Consider the following 15,750-nt stretch of genomic DNA (forward strand, 5'->3'; position numbering starts at 1 on the left):
AGAGCAACTGATTTCTAGACTTTCCCTTTTCTCTCTTGTCCTATTCTTGCTCTGCTACTTCTACTTGAAGATTTAACTCATCCAATTGCTTTTCAGAAACGACAGAAGGAGCTTGTGTCATTGGATCTGTCGCCTTGTTATTCTTAGGAAAGGCAATGACTTCCCGAATATTATCTTCGCCTGCAAGAAGCATCACGAAGCGGTCCAAACCAATCGCCAATCCTCCATGTGGTGGGAAACCGTAATCCATTGCTTCCAACAAGAAACCAAATTGTTCATTAGCAGCTTCTTTTGTAAATCCAAGCGCCTTGAACATCCGTTCTTGTAAGTCTTTATGATTAATCCGTAGGCTTCCTCCACCTAATTCATAGCCATTTAAGACGATATCATAGGCAATTGCTCGAACTTTTGAAAGATCGCCTTCCAATTCATGTTCTGTTTCAGCTTGTGGAAGTGTAAATGGATGGTGAGCAGACATATAACGGTCTTCTTCTTCAGACCATTCAAACATTGGCCAATCTACTACCCAAAGGAAGTTGTATTGATCGTTGTCAATTAAGTCAAGCTCTTTCGCAAGACGAACACGCAAAGCACCAAGCGTTGCATTGGCTACTTCAATAGTATCTGCTACAAAGAGAACTAGATCTTTGTCTTCTAACTGTAAAGCAGCTGTCAAGTCACTTGTCAAGTCTGTCAAGAACTTCGCAACAGGACCATTCAAAGCACCTTCAGCATATTTCACCCAAGCAAGACCTTTTGCACCGTATTGCTTCGCAATTTCTGTCAATTTATCGATATCTTTACGAGAGTAATGATCCGCTGCGCCTTTGACAACGATCGCCTTAACTGCTGGAGCTTCTGAAAAGACTTTAAAGTCTACACCCTTGACAAGATCTGTCAAGTCTTGAAGCAACATTTCAAAACGTGTATCTGGTTTATCTGAACCATACAAGGCCATGGCATCATCATAATTCATCCGTGGGAATGGGAGTGTTACTTCAATTCCCTTGGTTTCTTTCATAACACGGGCAATCAAGCCTTCTGTGATATCTTGGATTTCTTGATCACTCAAGAAAGAGGTTTCCAAGTCGACCTGTGTAAACTCAGGTTGACGGTCTCCACGTAAATCCTCATCACGGAAACACTTCACGATTTGATAATAGCGGTCAAATCCAGCATTCATCAACAATTGTTTTGTAATCTGAGGACTTTGTGGAAGGGCATAGAAATGACCCTTATTGACACGAGAAGGAACCAGGTAGTCACGTGCTCCTTCTGGAGTTGACTTAGAAAGAAACGGTGTTTCCACATCAATAAATTCTAATTCATCTAAGTAATTGCGGATCGAATGAGTTACTTTTGCACGGAGTTTGAGATTTTCCAACATCTCAGGACGACGAAGGTCTAAGTAGCGGTAACGAAGACGGGTATCATCATTGGCTTCAATTCCGTCCTTGATTTCAAATGGTGTTGTTTTAGCAGTATTAAGAACCGTAATAGCTTCTACCTTGAGTTCTACTGCTCCAGTTGGCAAGTTCGGATTAGCTTGTTCACGAGCTTCCACAAGACCTGTCACTTCTACAACATATTCACTACGGATGCTTTCAGCTGTAGCCATCACTTCTGCACTAACTGTTTCTGGATTGATCACCAATTGCATGATTCCTTCGCGGTCGCGTAGATCGATAAAGATCAAACCACCCAAGTCACGACGACGGCTAACCCATCCTTTCAAGGTAATATGAGTTCCAATGTGTTCTTCACGAACACGTCCAGCATACATTGAACGTTTCATTTCTAATTAATCTCCAAACTAATATTCTTCCTTCTATTTTACCATAAAGACCAACAGAAAGTGGCCTTTAGCTCAACTTTTTCAGTCAGCAACTTCTTTAGTTATCGTGACTGACTTCTTCCTTCTTTTTGGGATCATCGTAGAGAGTGGGTGCTAGCACCTTCATTAAAGTCGCTGTCCCAAATCGCAAGACAGCTGCTGCTAGTCCAAAAATAGGGGATAGGTAGCGGAAAAAGAAATCTCCCCTAAGTGCGTAGGTCATGCCACCCACAATAAAAAAGATCACAATTCCCTGAACGATTGCGTAAAACCAAATTTTTTTCACACTATTTCTCCTTTTCACAAACTAGCTGACTTATCCACTGTTTTTTATTACTTATCCACAAAAATGTGGATAACTTTCACCTGTTTTCCCCTCAAAAGAGGAAGTTCCATCAGCATCAGGACTTGCTTTCACCCATTTACAAGCAAGTTTCCCACAACCTGTGGATAACTCTCTTGCTCGTTTGTGACTTTCTCTCACTTTTCTCACAAATCAAGGAGCCAGGATTCGATCCTGCCCCCTTTGATCAAGCATTATTTAAATTCGTCTGGTGTCCCTTTATATTGGGCCCAGTCTTTACTGAAGAAGCGATCATTTAGATGGTAAGTTGGTGCTTTTTCAGCCTTTGTGACAAAGGGATTGACCGCTTTATCAAAGGCTAACCAACCATTCCATCCCATATGAATCGTGTCTTCCATAAAATAGGACTGATCACCATCTTTAGAAAAGTCTGCAATATTAGTAAAACCTTGACTTTTCAATTGGTAACGAATCTTTTGAACAGCCTGTTCATACATGTCTTGGCTCAAGCCTGTGTATTTCATCCATTTGGCATTAACTGGAGGAATGACAAAGATAACATTGGTCCGAGATTTAGCAAACTGGTCTAGAACCAATTGCAAGTCATTGTACTCTGGAGATTGAACATAGGATTCGTTTTTTTGGAAACCTTTTAGTTTCTTCAACTTCATTTTTAAACGGGTATTGTAAAAATGATTGCTGATCCCAAGGTCGTTGTTATTGGTTTTGACTTTTGCTTCAGCCGTTGCAATTTCTTCCAATTTCTCATATGAGAATTGATCTGGTAAATCTTGTAGACGTTTTTTGACTTTCTTATCGTAATTCCCATTTGTACGCGTTGCAAGATTACTAAACAAAGCATCTTCGCGTTGAACAAGGTGGGAAACAAACTGGTTCAAAGACTGATCAAATCCGGAAATTTTCTTTCCTTGAGAAATTTTCGTTACAACACTTTGAAAGGCGACATTTGGATACTGTTGTAACAGACGCTTTGCAGCATACTGGGATGCAGCATCCTGTTGGTGATTTGCAATAAAGCTATTCAACTGATCGCTATTAAAGAATTGTTGAAAGGCAGAGGAATCATAGCCCTTCTTGGTGAACCATTGCGGAGAAACTACATAAACAGCTGTATTGTCCTTGAGTTCTGGCAAAATCTGTTGCATCCCAAAATACTGGTTCAAAGAAGCCGCACCACGTTCTCCTAAAAAGTAGGGTCTGTAATTGCGGTCATATTTTTCAGCCAAAACTGCTGGATGCACCACATCAAAACGCAACCATTCACTTGAGCCGAAATAAGGAACAAAGCGATGCTGTGGATCCGAAAGTGCTTCTTGCTTCTTTGTACGACTCTTGAAGCCTTCTGCATTCAGACTAACCGCAGCTTTTTTCTCTTCAGTATAGTTGTGCTTATGATTGATTGGATAAAAGAATAATAAAGCTGCTACCATGAGGAGCGCGCAAAATACGGGCCCTAAAATCAGCCACAAACGCTTAAGCATTCTGAAGCTCCGTTACACCTTCTACGATCTTGTTAGCAGTATTCCAATCATCGCGTCCAAATTCAGATACAGGAACACGGATTCCAAAGCGATTTTCCAGTTCCACAATCAATTCGACTGTTCCCATACTATCAAGGACACCCGCATCAAATAGATCCTCATCCATCATGTCTGAGACATCTTCCATAAACAATTCGTCAATAATTTCAATTACTTGTGATTTTACATCCATTTTTCTATACTCCTTTTATTTCAATTTTGGAAACCATTGTTGATCCAAGAATCCTGAGAAAATCAGGAAGGACAGCATTACCGTGTTAAAGGTGATAAAGATCCCTAAAGCTTTGGTCCAACGATTGTCCGGTATAGGATCCAATCCTTTTGCTTTTCTTTCTTTATTGATGGTCTTTTTCTTACGAATCCAAGCATCATTGATAACCAGTCCAAGCCCATGGAAGAGCCCATAAGCAATGTAGTACCAGGTCACCCCGTGCCAGAAGCCCATAACCAACATATTGATAATATAGGCAACATTTGAGGTGGTAATCCGGCTCTTGAATACTTTATTGCGCATCAATACCATCACGAGACGCATAAAGACAAAATCACGGAACCAGAAAGATAAACTCATATGCCAACGATTCCAGAATTCCTTTAAGTCACGTGATTTAAAGGGACGATCAAAGTTGATAGGACTTTTAATCCCCATCAGATTGGAAGCTGCTAAAGCAAACATCGAATAGCCCGCGAAGTCAAAGAAGAGATCAAAACCATAAACATACATGACTCCCAGCGTTCCGATATTGAAGAATCCACCTTGAGACAAGGCATAGGTCTGCACATGACCTAACAATAAGTGGCCAAAAATATGAGCTAGGATAAATTTATAAAGGAAGCCATACATGATGTACTTAACGGCTTGCTCCAACATATCCAATAATTCTTCACGCTCAGGAATGGCTTTATAATCCTCATTAAAACGCTTGAAACGATCAATCGGCCCACTTGAGAAGGTCGGCATAAAGAGCATAAAGCGTAAGAATTCCCAGAGTGTGAATTCTTTCAAGACACCATCTCGCATTTCGATGATCATTCCGACAGCCCGGAAAGTTAAATACGAAATCCCTAAAAATCCAAACAAGGATTGGTGCCCATTCTTGATCGCTGGCTCCACCTTAACAAAGATCAGGGGCAAGACAGACAAGAAGGAATGAAGATAGAAAATCCACTTATTGTCCGCTTTCTGACGATAAATCTTGTAGGAATACACAATCAAGATTTGCCAGACTACGTAAAAGAGCAGGGCATAAATTTGCTTGAGATTCGAACCTGTCAGCATCAAAATGATAAAGATCAGACTCACAAGTCCTTCATATACCGGAAATCTCTTTTTGAAAAAGAGGCCCACAAAGATCGGCAAAAAAGCTAGAATGAGGTAGATAAAATAGATCGGTGTTCCATAGTGTTCTAAATGAGGGAGCTGTTTCAAAAACTCGATCATCGGTTGTTAACCTCGCTAATCAACCCTTTGATGTCGATTTTCCCGTTTGGTGTTAATGGCAGGCTGTCACGGTAAAGGAATTTTGAAGGCATCATATAAGACATCATGATGTTTTCTAAATCTTCCTTAATGGCTTTCGTGATATCAATTTCGCGCTCAAATTGTTCTTTGACGCCCTCTTTTAAGATGACATAGGCCAAGAGATTTTGGACCTTGTGATCTTTATTATAACGCGGTACTGCGACTGCTGAGTCAATATACTTCGATTTATTCAAGTTTTGAGAGACATCCTCTAGCTCGATACGATAACCGTTAAACTTAATTTGGAAGTCCATCCGTCCACCGTAGAGAAGGAGACCTTCATCCGTCATGGTTCCGACATCTCCCGTATGGTAGGCTGGAAGACCTTCAAATTCGAAGAAGGCTTCTGCTGTTTTCTCTGGATTATTCATATAACCTTTTGAAACGGCTGGGCCAGATACGATAATCTCCCCTTGCTCACCATTTGGCAATTTGTTTCCTGCCTCATCAATGATGAAGGTTGGAGAATCTTCTTTGGTGTAACCAATTGGCAGACGTTTCAAAGTAGCTAACATCTCATCTGTTACGGCTACGGCCGAAAGAGCTACAGTTGCTTCCGTTGGGCCGTAAGCATTGATGATGCGCGCATTTGGGAAACGCTCGCGCAATTTCTGAGCCGTTTTAACGGTCAACTCTTCCCCATCAAAGTAGAAATGGGTGATTCCTGGCATCTTTTCAGCATTGAAATCTTCAGACAACATGGCCATATCTGCGAAAGATGGTGTTGAAGTCCAGATCGCAATCGGAAGAGAAAAGATCGTTGTAAAGAGTTGTTTGAAGTCTTGAGTGATAGCTGATGGAAGGGCGAAAAGCGTTCCTCCAAGAGCTAAGGTCGGTGCCCAGTACATGACAGACAAGTCAAAGGAATAGGGCGGTTGCGCCAACATTTGCGGACGCTCTGGCGTTGCAAATTCCTTGTCCGTAATCATCCAGTTGGTAAAGCTGAGCAAGTTATCGTGCGAAATTTGCACCCCTTTTGGCTTTCCGGTTGTCCCTGAGGTAAAGATGATGTAGTAGTTATCATCCCCTTTGACTGGATGTTGCAAGTCATAGGCATGCTGAGCCGCATAAGCTTCACGCACTTGCTCCAAAGACATGATTGGAGCAGCTGGGTTTTCCAATGGAAATTCATTGATGGCAATAATCAAGCTTGGCTCTGCTACTTCAACAATGGCAGACACGCGCTCCAAGGCAGAGTGGCTATCAATTGGGATATAGGCATGGCCAGATTTTGTCAAAGCCACAAAGGTTGCTAACATTTCATATTCTTGTCCACCAAAGACCACTACAGGTGACTTTTCAGGAAGTCCCATTTGGTCAAGGTGGGCAGCCAAGCTATCTGAATCAGCCTTCAATTGGCCATAGGTATGCTCCTCACCAAGGACATTGTAAACCGGATAGTCTGGTTGTAGTTGCGCATAACGTTCAATTGTCTCGATCATATCAGTAATTGGTTGGTTTGACACGGCTAGGAGTCTCCTTTTCTAAAATTCGTTGTAGATAAAGCCACCCTGACCTTGACCAAGGTAACTAAAGAAATAAAGTAGGGCTAGGAAAATGGCGAAATACAAGACCGTCTGCCCGATAAATTTATAAAGTGTTTTATGTTTCATAAGTTTCACTCTTCATTTTGATTGTTACTCACTATTTTACCATTTTTTATACCAAGTAAGCAATTTTAAACATAGTGAGAATGTGGTAGAAAACGTTATCATTTCAGATCATTCAAGCCGTCTAACAAAAGTATTTTTCTTTAATCAGTTTTCTGGTTGAAATCCTATTCTATTTCACAGTCCCCTGATGAATCAACTCTAGACACTTGTCCAGATCCACGTCTCTTTCAAAATGGGTAGGTGTCCAAGGAATCTCTATATCTGGTAGAACACCCTGATCCGTCATTCCTTTACCTTGATCCACGCTTAAACAGCGAGAAGTGGGAAACATTAAACAAAAATTATCATAATCAACCGTACAACAATTAGAGTAGTCTAGAATTCCGAGAGTTGGTCGACCCACCACCGTTACCTTCTTAAACTGCTTCATCATATGGACGAAATTATCTCCAGAAGAAGCGCAGTAGATATCTGACAAGATAAAGATCTGTTCAGGATAGTGACTTCCTCTGACCTCTGGGAAAAATTCCTCGCTTTCTTCCTTATACGGTACATAGCCTTCTCCCCGATGGCGGAGCAAATCCTCTTTCATATCTTCAAGCAGCTTAACTGTTTCAGGACTAATTTCTTCCTGTTGTATCCAGTTCTCAAAGTCTTTCAAGCGCAGGTCAACATTTCGCTCCGTGTAGAGAATTTCCATGCCATCATCATCCCAATCAATGCCTTCATAGCCCTGATCCTTCTCTAAACCTAGATGCAATAGAGGGATATATAAAGAATCTGTCCCTCCACTGTTGCGTCGGACATCAATGAGAAGAAACTTGATTTCCGTCATCATCGGTAAACACTCTTGATATACCCGACTAATAGCTCTCTCATCCATAAAGTTATCCAGACGAAGATAAAGAATCTCATCGTCTAATCGTTTCCAAAAAATATGATCCTGGATCGGTTCTCGACTGGGTACTACTTCAATGGACTTTTCTATCCCTTCTCGAAGCAGGGTGACACTAGTTGACTGAGAGACCAAATCTGCCCATTCTCTATAATGTCTTTCGGGGTTCTTGCTAATAAAATAGTCTTTATGAAGAGAAGCTATCTGATCCAAGTCACTCCCATCCAGACCTAGGATCTGATCTCCTACTTGAAGACCAGTATCTTCATTAGCTTCCTCAACATACAATTTCTGTCCATTTATTCTCAAAAGAAACCCTTTTTGACTGGCTTTTTTATCTCGAAAGGAAATATGCCCGATCACCCCAAAACTAGCTAGGTAAGCCTTAACTTGATAGAGAAAAGCATCATCTGTCATATCATCTGTAATGTTTTCTCGAAAAGGCTCTGGATCGCATCCTTTTCGATCCTTGATGGTAGATGAATCATGGGTCATAATAGAGACGACATCTTCAAAAATAGCAGTCTTTTTCATAAAAGATTCCTTCCATTTTTTAGAAACAGTATACCACTTTTTCTTAAAAAGTTCTTAAAACCCTAAAAAACTATCCTAAAGTAGGATAGCCGTTATAGATTCTTTCTTTTCTTCGCTTTCTTTGTCAGAGCGACATCACAATTTTCAATCTTGCTAATCAATAGATTGGCAAGGGCAAAATCATCGATGTTCGATTTCATATTTACCTCATAGTTCAAGGTCAGTTGTTCTCCAGCTTGGGCCGTTGTGAAAGAAATAAAGTCAATTTCTGAACAACTTTTATCTAACAACTGGCTGATTTGTTCTGCAACAGAATCTTGTTTTAAGACGGTAATGGTCAAATGACGGCGCCGTTGATGATCTGCCTTACTCTGTTTGTTCTCTAATACTAGCCACACCCCTAGTAAAGAGAGAGTTGATAAAATGGCCAATAAAAGATAGCCCGAACCTGCCGCTAGTCCTATAATCATGGCTAAGAAAATGGCAATCAGCTCTCTCGAACCACTCGCAGCCGAACGAAAACGAATCAAACTAAAGGTCCCTGCCACTGCAATCGAGGTTCCCAAACTTCCATTGACTAAAAAGATCACTAAGGTCATCATACAAGGAAGCAAGGTCAAACTAATGACAAACTCTCGAGTGTAAAGTGTCCGGTATTTATAGGTCCAAGATAGGGCCATCCCTAGAAAGAGGCTGACCAAAAGGGCCAGCAGCAAGCGCAAGGGATCCACCGTTGCTGTGGCATTGTTAAAAATAGAATCAAATAGATTAGACATAGGCAGCACCTACCGTTTCTTCCACTGGTCTTGGGGCATAATCCAAACCTTGTGATTTATGGTAAGCACAGCTATATTTTGAAAATTTTTGCTTCACCAAACCATACTTCTCTAAAATATCCTTTAGCCATTTAGGTTCTTGGCCAGGAGCCTTAATTTCCATGATCACGAAGTCATCCTCTAGTAGAGGTTCTCCTTTCTTCCCATCAAAAAGGCTAACAGCCTGATCTCGAAAGACTAGGTTTTGATCGATTGTCACGCGAATCTTCTGATAAGGATAACCCTGAATGGATTTCTTTTCTTTGAGAGACAGACGATCATAGTAAATGAACATCCGCGGTTCCAATCGATGACCATAACGTTTGCGCAATCTCTGAATCTCTTGCACTAAATCTGGATCTTGTATCTGATGATCTATTTTCCCATCTGTCATCAAGTTGATAATGGCTTGTGAAGTGGCAACTAGACGGAATTTATGGCCAATTCCTTCTTCATCTTTTGACTTCACCTCTAGAAACACTAGACTGTCTGCTTGAGGTTTTTCTATATAAGTCCGCATCCGAAGTTTTTCACGGCGGTGTTGTTTGGCAAGAGCATCTTGAATGACATCAAAATTTTCCGTATCAAAATAAATGTTTGAAATGGTTGAGGTTGGGTAATCATCTTCTACGACGTATTCTTTTAAGTCTTGGATCAAGTCCTTCACGTCATCTTTTGCGACGATATATTTTGTTTCGATTCGTTTGAAACTTGTCTCAATTGTTTTTTTCATGTTTCTTCTCCTTTAAGGGGGGGGATCTATTGTTTCTAACCTTCAGTAAGTATGAATACGACTTACATGCTTTCTAGTTTAATGGGACTTTCTTAACTGGTCATTAAGCCAAACTTAAAGAAAACTAAAGTTAAGGTTCCTTTCAGAAAAACTTTAGGAAACTTTCAGCTAGCAACTTTAGACTAGGAGCATATCAATTGAACGAGAGGAAAAGCTCATGAAATCAAACAAATGGAAATTTTTATTAACGGGGGTCGCAACCCTCACCTTACTGACAGCTTGTACCCAGGCATCATCACAATCAGCTACAAAAAGCAATACTGCACAAACAACCGCTACTTCTACTTCAAAAAATAAAACAAACAATTCCAACTATTTTACAGATAAGGACAAGGACAGCTCTTATGATGAAAGCAAAGCCTCTACTGTAAAACTATCTGGATCTTCTGCAAGTGTATCAGGTGACGGCGTAGCTGTATCTGGATCAACTGTGACCATCTCAAAGGCTGGAACCTATGTCATCTCTGGTGAATCCGATGGAGTTCAAATCAAGGTCGAAGCAGGTGACTCAGATGATGTTCACATCGTCTTGAAAGGCGTTACCATGACCAACACCAACGCGCCAATATCTGCTACGAAAGCCGGGCATGTCTACCTGACTCTAGTGGATGGCACGACCAATACCTTGTCTGATTCAAGCTCCAACACTGATGAAGATGCCGATGCGGTCATCTTCTCTAAGGGCGACCTCACCATCAATGGTTCAGGTACGCTCAACATTGACGCCAAGAAGAACAACGGGATCAAGGCCAATGACACTCTCCATATTACAGGTGGAACCTATAAGATCACGGCTGTAGGAGATGCCTTCAACGTCAATGACGAACTCAATATCACTGGTACGACCATGATCATCGATGCAAATGAAGATGCAGTCAAGGTGGATAATGATGAAGATACTTCGGTCGGAACCATGTATCTTTCAGATAACAAAATGACCATCACCGCAGGAGACGACGGGATCCATGCTTCTGGTGATCTGATCATCGATAGCGGAACCTATGAGGTAACAGAGTCTGTCGAAGGTCTCGAAGGAAAATCGATCACCATCAACGGTGGAGATATCACCATCTATGCAACCGATGATGGTGTCAATGCAGCCAATGCTAATGCCAACCAAGATGAAATTTTCTTCACTATGAATGGTGGAACCCTCAACGTTGAAGTTGGCCAAGGCGATACCGATCCAATTGATTCGAATGGAAATATCACTGTTACCGGAGGAACCATTAAATTAACGGGTCAATCTGGATTCGACTTTGATGGTACTGCTACCTACACTGGCGGAGACATCTATATCAATGGTGAAAAACAAACGGAAATTGTCAATTCCATGCCTGGAGGAGGTGGACCTCAAGGCGGTAGACCTGGAAGTGGGCATCCATAATAACAAATAAAGGCAGGATTTCTTCCTGACCTTTTTTTGTTACCCTTTTTATGATAGAATAGAAAATCAATCAGCTTATCGAAAGGAACATGATGAAAAAACAAACACTCCCTCTTTTCTTCACACTCTTGCTGTCTCTTCTTTTTCTCTCAGCCTGTGTGCCGGACCTTAAGATCAATTTTAAAAAAGAACCCACTACTAGCACCTCAAAAAAGAAAACCTTTAAAAAAAGTAGCTCGAGTCGTTCAACTAGTTCAAACAGCTCAAGCGACTCCTCTAGCTCGACTTCAACCACTACGCAGTCCTCTTCTAACATCGTCACAACCGAAGGACTCCCTAAAAATGCTCAAGAAGCTCCAAAAGATAAGATTTATGCGACAGGGAACCTAAAAGTGGCCTACTCTAGAAATGGCGATAATATTTTTGCCCAGACGCCGGATTATGAAGGATATACCACTGCCCTTGTCCAAAAAATACTTGGGAATCCAGAGAAACAAATAACAGACCCTACTTATATTGCCGAATCTTTTGAAAATACCGAATTAGAAAATATTAAAGGACTCTACCACGAGGGGAAAATCACAGGAGAACAAGCTCACGCCTTTTTAATGGGAGCCGTTGATCTCAAACAAGCTTCTAAATTTGGAGTAGACTATACCATTTACACCTATAAAAACAACACCATCCAACTGGTCTTTGAAAACGACCAACTTCTCTATATTACACCAAATCCTGATGTTGTCTTCTTTAAATAATAAGAGAGTGGGACAGAAATCGGTAATTCGTTAGAATTCGATTTCGTCGTCCCACCTCCGCACAGTTAAGTAGGGCTGTAAAAGCTGATGAAATCAGCGTAGTAGAGCCCACTCAACCACTGCGTCTTGCTCGACAATCCAAAAACAATTGAGAGGCTAGGACTTTTGTCCCAGCCTCTTGTTTCACATGAAACAAAAAACTCCCAACACATTCTGTTGGGAGTTTCTGAAGATTAGTCCTCTTCATATTTTTTTGGATTATAGAACCACATTCCTAGTCCTGCAAAAAGGACAATGGTCATCAGAAGGAAGGCCACTTGATTTCCAATTTCTCCTGTCATCGAAATCGTTTGACGAAGACCAGAAACGGTATAACTCATTGGCAAGAATGGATGAATGGCTTGGAAAAAGCCATTTGTCAAAGCAAGAGGATAAGTTCCTGCACTAGAAGCCAATTGCAAGAGCAAGAGGATCAAGGAAAGGAAAGCACCGATCTTTCTTTGCCATGTTGTCAAAGCAGTCACGATAGACATGAAGGCCACACTACCAATCACACAAAGGAAGAGAGTAGCCATCTCATGATTAGCTGATAAACCAATCAAGTGAACGGCACCATAGACCAAGACTCCTGCAATCATCGCAATTGTTCCGTTGACCTCAAAGCGAGATTTAAACCATGCCCAGCGACTTTCAGGATGACGACCGGATGGCAATTTTGCAAAGATCATATTGGTTGACAAGGCACAAACAAAGAGTGCTACCGAGATCATATAAGGAGCCATTCCGACACCATTCACCGGGACATTGTCACGGTCTGTTTTAGACAAAGTGACAGGATCTGCTAAGGTTTTAGCGTTTTCTTTTTCAGTTGTAGCCACATTCAATTGTCCCTTAGCATCGTTTAATCCTTGACTCAAGGTTTGGCTTCCTGTTGCTAATTCACCTAAACCATTTGTCAATGTTTGGCCACCTGCTGCTAATTTGCTGGACCCATCCGAGATTTGATTTGCACCGTCGGCTAGTTTATCAGCACCAGTCACCAATTGACCTGATTTTTCTGTCAACTGATTGACACCAGTGACAAGTTTGTTGACACCACCTGCCAACTCTGGAGTCTTGCTGTTTAATTGCCCTACACCTTCAGCTAATTTTCCAGCGCCGGCAACCAATTCACCCGACTTACCTGTTAATTGGGTTGCTCCTGAAGCCAGTTGATTCATGCCTGATGTCAAGGCAGGCATCTTCCCATTTAACTCACCTAGACCAGAAGCTAATTGATTGCTTCCTGCAAGTAATTCTGATGATTTACTATCTAGTTGGCCAACACCTGCTGCTAACTGACTAGCCCCATTTGTTAAAGTACTGCTATTGGTCTGAAGTTGGGTTGCTCCATTAGCGATTTTATCGACACCTGCTGTATAAGCGCCGATCCCTTGACTGATGGTTTGACTAGCTGGCAACAATTGTCCACTAACTGCGGATTGGATCTTAGACAAGCCACTTGACAAGTCTGTCAAGGTAGAAGAAGCTGTCGGTAAAACTTGATTGGCTGCCGTTTGCAGTTGTGTCAAGCTATTCCCTGTATTCAAACTACCTTGGATCGTTTGAATCGTAGTCAAGATTCCTTGAGCCGCCGTTTCACTCGAGCTTGGGCTCGATGAGATCGCCGCATTGATTTCCGCTTGTTGGTCAGCTGTCATTGCTTGATAGGCTGCTGTCCCTTGCACACTTGCAAGGGCATTTGCACGATCCGCTTGGGCTGAAGCAAGGATTGATTGAGCTGAATTCGCAATACTCGTCAATCCAGACGAAAGTTGACTGGTATCTACTGTAGCATTTTGAATCGCTGCATTTAATTGGTTTAAACCAGCTGCCAATTGATCAATCTGAGCAGATTGACTTGTAGAAGCTTGTAGCTGGCTTGATAATGTTTGAATACCTGATTCTAATTGTGAAACCCCATTTCGAAGGGTAGCAGATCGACTACTTAATTGACCCGCTCCTTCTGATAAAGTAGCGACTCCATTTGTATAGGTTGCTAAACCATTTGAAAAGTTAGATAGGCCTGAATTCAATTGACGCACGCCATTGGTATAATTCCCAAGACCATCATTGAGGGTCCCCATACCACTGGTTAATTGACCAACTCCTGAAGCCAACTGAGGGGTTTGACTCGCCATTTGATTGAGACCATTTCCTAATCGATCCACTCCGGTAGCGTAGGCCATCAAGCCTGTATTAAAAGTACCAAACCCATTATTTAATTGATTGACGCCAGATACCAAGTTTGGAAGTTGACCAGCCATTTGATTGAGACCATTTCCTAATTGACCAACACCATCTGTATAAGCCGCTAGACCTGTACGAAGAGTAGTTGCACCATCTGAAAATGCTAAGCTTGAACGAGCCAATGTATTCAAATTAGTAGATAGTGTTTGACCACCATCTTCCAATTTACTTGCACCATCTGCTAATTTAGCACTTCCATCTGCCGCTGTCCCCATACCAGTTTTAAGCGATCCCATTTTGGAAAATAAAGCTGTTGTATAAGTATTGGTCACTTTTTCAGCCACTGACTGCTTCATTTTTGTCATCGCAGTGTCGCTCATTTTCCCTGCGATAAAACTATGACCACTGGACGTTTGGTAATCAATGGTCATCTGTTCCGGATGATTGGTTAAGATGGAGCTAGCTTTTTTTGAAAGATCCTCAGGCAGGGTTACAATCATATAATAATCGCCATTTTTGAGACCATCTTTCGCAGCTTTCTCATCTACAAAATGAAAATCAAGTGAATCATTGTCCTTCAAATTGGACACCATGTCTTTTCCGATTTCCATTTTTTGTCCATTATATGTAGCAGATTGATCCTTATTGACAACCGCTACAGGAAGATCCGAAACCTGGCCATATGGATCCCACATGGAAGATAGAAAAATAATATTATAAAGAGCTGGAATCAAAGCAACTCCAATCATGACAATGATAAATGTTGGCTTTTTAAGAACAGCCTTCCATTCTTTCATCATATTTTTTGTCTCCTTTTTATACACATTGTCTAAATTTCTGATATAATAGATTATACAGTTTCTAGAAATTTTCACAAGTAGGAAATCTTGTTTTTTAGACACTGTGTATAATTTTGTGCAAAAAGGATTAACAGATGACTGAGAGCAATAAACGATTAAAAACAAAAAGAAATATTGAGGAGGCGATGGTTCGACTACTCGAAAAGGAATCATTTGATCAAATCACAACGGTTGAGTTAGCACAAGAATCCGGCATTAGTCGCTCTAGCTTTTATACCCACTATCGAGACAAGTATGACATGATCGAGCGCTACCAACAAGCACTCTTTCACAAGCTTGAATATATCTTTGATAAACACCAAGATGACAAGCGCCAAGCGATTACAGAAGTGTTCGAATTTCTAACCAAGGAACCACTCTTTGCGGTTCTTCTGACAGAGAATGGAACCAAGGAGATCCAAACCTTCTTACGACATAAATTGCAGATTCTTCTGGTTGATAGTTTGCAAGAGCGCTATAGTCATAAATCATTAACAGATATTGAAAGAGTCTACAGTTCTGTCTATCTGACCAATGCCTTCTTCGGAGTCTGTCAAATGTGGGTTTCGCGCGGAAAAAAAGAAAGCCCTCAACAAATGGCTGAATTTTTAATGAAAATGCTACGGTAACAGTCCCTTCTGATCGATCTAGATCAGGAGTTTTTTTAT

General features: G+C 41.2%; 14 protein-coding genes. 3 read left to right on the forward strand and 11 right to left on the reverse strand.

The annotated features are described in order from the left end of the window. Nucleotides 1-40: 40 nt before the first annotated feature. From aspS to PCY07_RS05585, 10 genes are all read right to left on the reverse strand, one after another. Nucleotides 41-1,795, reverse strand: coding sequence for an aspartate--tRNA ligase (gene aspS / locus PCY07_RS05540; RefSeq protein WP_003017619.1), 1,755 nt, complete (start codon nucleotides 1,793-1,795; stop codon nucleotides 41-43). A gap of 97 nt (nucleotides 1,796-1,892) precedes the next feature. After that, entirely contained in the window at nucleotides 1,893-2,120 is a 228-nt protein-coding gene (locus PCY07_RS05545) for a hypothetical protein (protein WP_041818390.1), read from the reverse strand. A gap of 251 nt (nucleotides 2,121-2,371) precedes the next feature. Further along, nucleotides 2,372-3,640 (reverse strand): D-alanyl-lipoteichoic acid biosynthesis protein DltD, encoded by a 1,269-nt coding sequence (dltD, locus tag PCY07_RS05550; RefSeq protein WP_070505991.1) that lies wholly within the window; start codon nucleotides 3,638-3,640, stop codon nucleotides 2,372-2,374. Then, a complete protein-coding gene (gene dltC, locus PCY07_RS05555) occupies nucleotides 3,633-3,872 on the reverse strand; it encodes a D-alanine--poly(phosphoribitol) ligase subunit DltC (RefSeq protein WP_003002265.1) in 240 nt (79 codons plus the stop codon). The genes dltD and dltC overlap by 8 nt, the downstream gene beginning before the upstream one ends. Before the next feature lie 15 nt (nucleotides 3,873-3,887). Next, complete coding sequence (dltB, locus tag PCY07_RS05560; RefSeq protein ID WP_003017621.1) at nucleotides 3,888-5,141, reverse strand: D-alanyl-lipoteichoic acid biosynthesis protein DltB; 1,254 nt, start codon at nucleotides 5,139-5,141, stop codon at nucleotides 3,888-3,890. Continuing rightward, the gene (gene dltA / locus PCY07_RS05565) at nucleotides 5,138-6,688 is read right to left on the reverse strand and encodes a D-alanine--poly(phosphoribitol) ligase subunit DltA (RefSeq protein ID WP_156672496.1); all 1,551 of its coding nucleotides are present in this window, start codon (nucleotides 6,686-6,688) and stop codon (nucleotides 5,138-5,140) included. The genes dltB and dltA overlap by 4 nt, the downstream gene beginning before the upstream one ends. Nucleotides 6,689-6,706: 18 nt before the next feature. After that, nucleotides 6,707-6,835, reverse strand: coding sequence for a teichoic acid D-Ala incorporation-associated protein DltX (locus PCY07_RS05570; RefSeq protein WP_003002102.1), 129 nt, complete (start codon nucleotides 6,833-6,835; stop codon nucleotides 6,707-6,709). Nucleotides 6,836-7,004: 169 nt separating this feature from the next. Further along, nucleotides 7,005-8,264: a S41 family peptidase gene (locus PCY07_RS05575; protein ID WP_301355535.1), complete on the reverse strand. Its 1,260-nt coding sequence runs from the start codon at nucleotides 8,262-8,264 to the stop codon at nucleotides 7,005-7,007. 92 nt (nucleotides 8,265-8,356) lie between these two features. Next, complete coding sequence (locus PCY07_RS05580) at nucleotides 8,357-9,040, reverse strand: DUF4956 domain-containing protein (RefSeq protein WP_156672494.1); 684 nt, start codon at nucleotides 9,038-9,040, stop codon at nucleotides 8,357-8,359. After that, nucleotides 9,033-9,812 (reverse strand): polyphosphate polymerase domain-containing protein, encoded by a 780-nt coding sequence (locus tag PCY07_RS05585; RefSeq protein WP_156672493.1) that lies wholly within the window; start codon nucleotides 9,810-9,812, stop codon nucleotides 9,033-9,035. Before PCY07_RS05585 ends, PCY07_RS05580 begins: the two co-directional genes overlap by 8 nt. 217 nt (nucleotides 9,813-10,029) lie before the next feature. On the opposite strand from PCY07_RS05585, the gene PCY07_RS05590 reads away from it, so the two are divergent. Then, a complete protein-coding gene (locus PCY07_RS05590) occupies nucleotides 10,030-11,259 on the forward strand; it encodes a carbohydrate-binding domain-containing protein (RefSeq protein WP_301355532.1) in 1,230 nt (409 codons plus the stop codon). 89 nt (nucleotides 11,260-11,348) lie between these two features. Then, the gene (locus PCY07_RS05595) at nucleotides 11,349-12,014 is read left to right on the forward strand and encodes a DUF4947 domain-containing protein (RefSeq protein ID WP_156671773.1); all 666 of its coding nucleotides are present in this window, start codon (nucleotides 11,349-11,351) and stop codon (nucleotides 12,012-12,014) included. 233 nt (nucleotides 12,015-12,247) lie between these two features. Here the strand turns inward: PCY07_RS05595 and PCY07_RS05600 are convergent, their stop codons facing one another. Next, nucleotides 12,248-15,043 carry a YhgE/Pip domain-containing protein gene (locus PCY07_RS05600; protein WP_156671774.1) on the reverse strand — a complete coding sequence of 932 codons (2,796 nt, stop codon included), beginning with the start codon at nucleotides 15,041-15,043 and terminating at the stop codon, nucleotides 12,248-12,250. Nucleotides 15,044-15,177: 134 nt separating this feature from the next. Between PCY07_RS05600 and PCY07_RS05605 the strand changes: the two genes are divergently transcribed. After that, a complete protein-coding gene (locus tag PCY07_RS05605; RefSeq protein WP_003001962.1) occupies nucleotides 15,178-15,711 on the forward strand; it encodes a TetR/AcrR family transcriptional regulator in 534 nt (177 codons plus the stop codon). Nucleotides 15,712-15,750 lie beyond the last annotated feature (39 nt).

This window comes from Streptococcus sp. SP1 (genome assembly GCF_030440005.1).
GTDB lineage: Bacteria > Bacillota > Bacilli > Lactobacillales > Streptococcaceae > Streptococcus > Streptococcus parasanguinis.

What these genes read in the sequence shown, in the direction of transcription:
- PCY07_RS05595 (WP_156671773.1), top strand. Translation starts at nt 11,349, where the DNA reads ATGATGAAAAAACAAACACTCCCTCTTTTCTTCACACTCTTGCTGTCT.
- dltD (WP_070505991.1), bottom strand. Translation starts at nt 3,640, where the DNA reads ATGCTTAAGCGTTTGTGGCTGATTTTAGGGCCCGTATTTTGCGCGCTC.
- PCY07_RS05605 (WP_003001962.1), top strand. Translation starts at nt 15,178, where the DNA reads ATGACTGAGAGCAATAAACGATTAAAAACAAAAAGAAATATTGAGGAG.
- PCY07_RS05590 (WP_301355532.1), top strand. Translation starts at nt 10,030, where the DNA reads ATGAAATCAAACAAATGGAAATTTTTATTAACGGGGGTCGCAACCCTC.
- PCY07_RS05570 (WP_003002102.1), bottom strand. Translation starts at nt 6,835, where the DNA reads ATGAAACATAAAACACTTTATAAATTTATCGGGCAGACGGTCTTGTAT.
- dltC (WP_003002265.1), bottom strand. Translation starts at nt 3,872, where the DNA reads ATGGATGTAAAATCACAAGTAATTGAAATTATTGACGAATTGTTTATG.
- PCY07_RS05575 (WP_301355535.1), bottom strand. Translation starts at nt 8,264, where the DNA reads ATGAAAAAGACTGCTATTTTTGAAGATGTCGTCTCTATTATGACCCAT.
- aspS (WP_003017619.1), bottom strand. Translation starts at nt 1,795, where the DNA reads ATGAAACGTTCAATGTATGCTGGACGTGTTCGTGAAGAACACATTGGA.
- PCY07_RS05580 (WP_156672494.1), bottom strand. Translation starts at nt 9,040, where the DNA reads ATGTCTAATCTATTTGATTCTATTTTTAACAATGCCACAGCAACGGTG.
- PCY07_RS05600 (WP_156671774.1), bottom strand. Translation starts at nt 15,043, where the DNA reads ATGATGAAAGAATGGAAGGCTGTTCTTAAAAAGCCAACATTTATCATT.
- dltB (WP_003017621.1), bottom strand. Translation starts at nt 5,141, where the DNA reads ATGATCGAGTTTTTGAAACAGCTCCCTCATTTAGAACACTATGGAACA.
- PCY07_RS05585 (WP_156672493.1), bottom strand. Translation starts at nt 9,812, where the DNA reads ATGAAAAAAACAATTGAGACAAGTTTCAAACGAATCGAAACAAAATAT.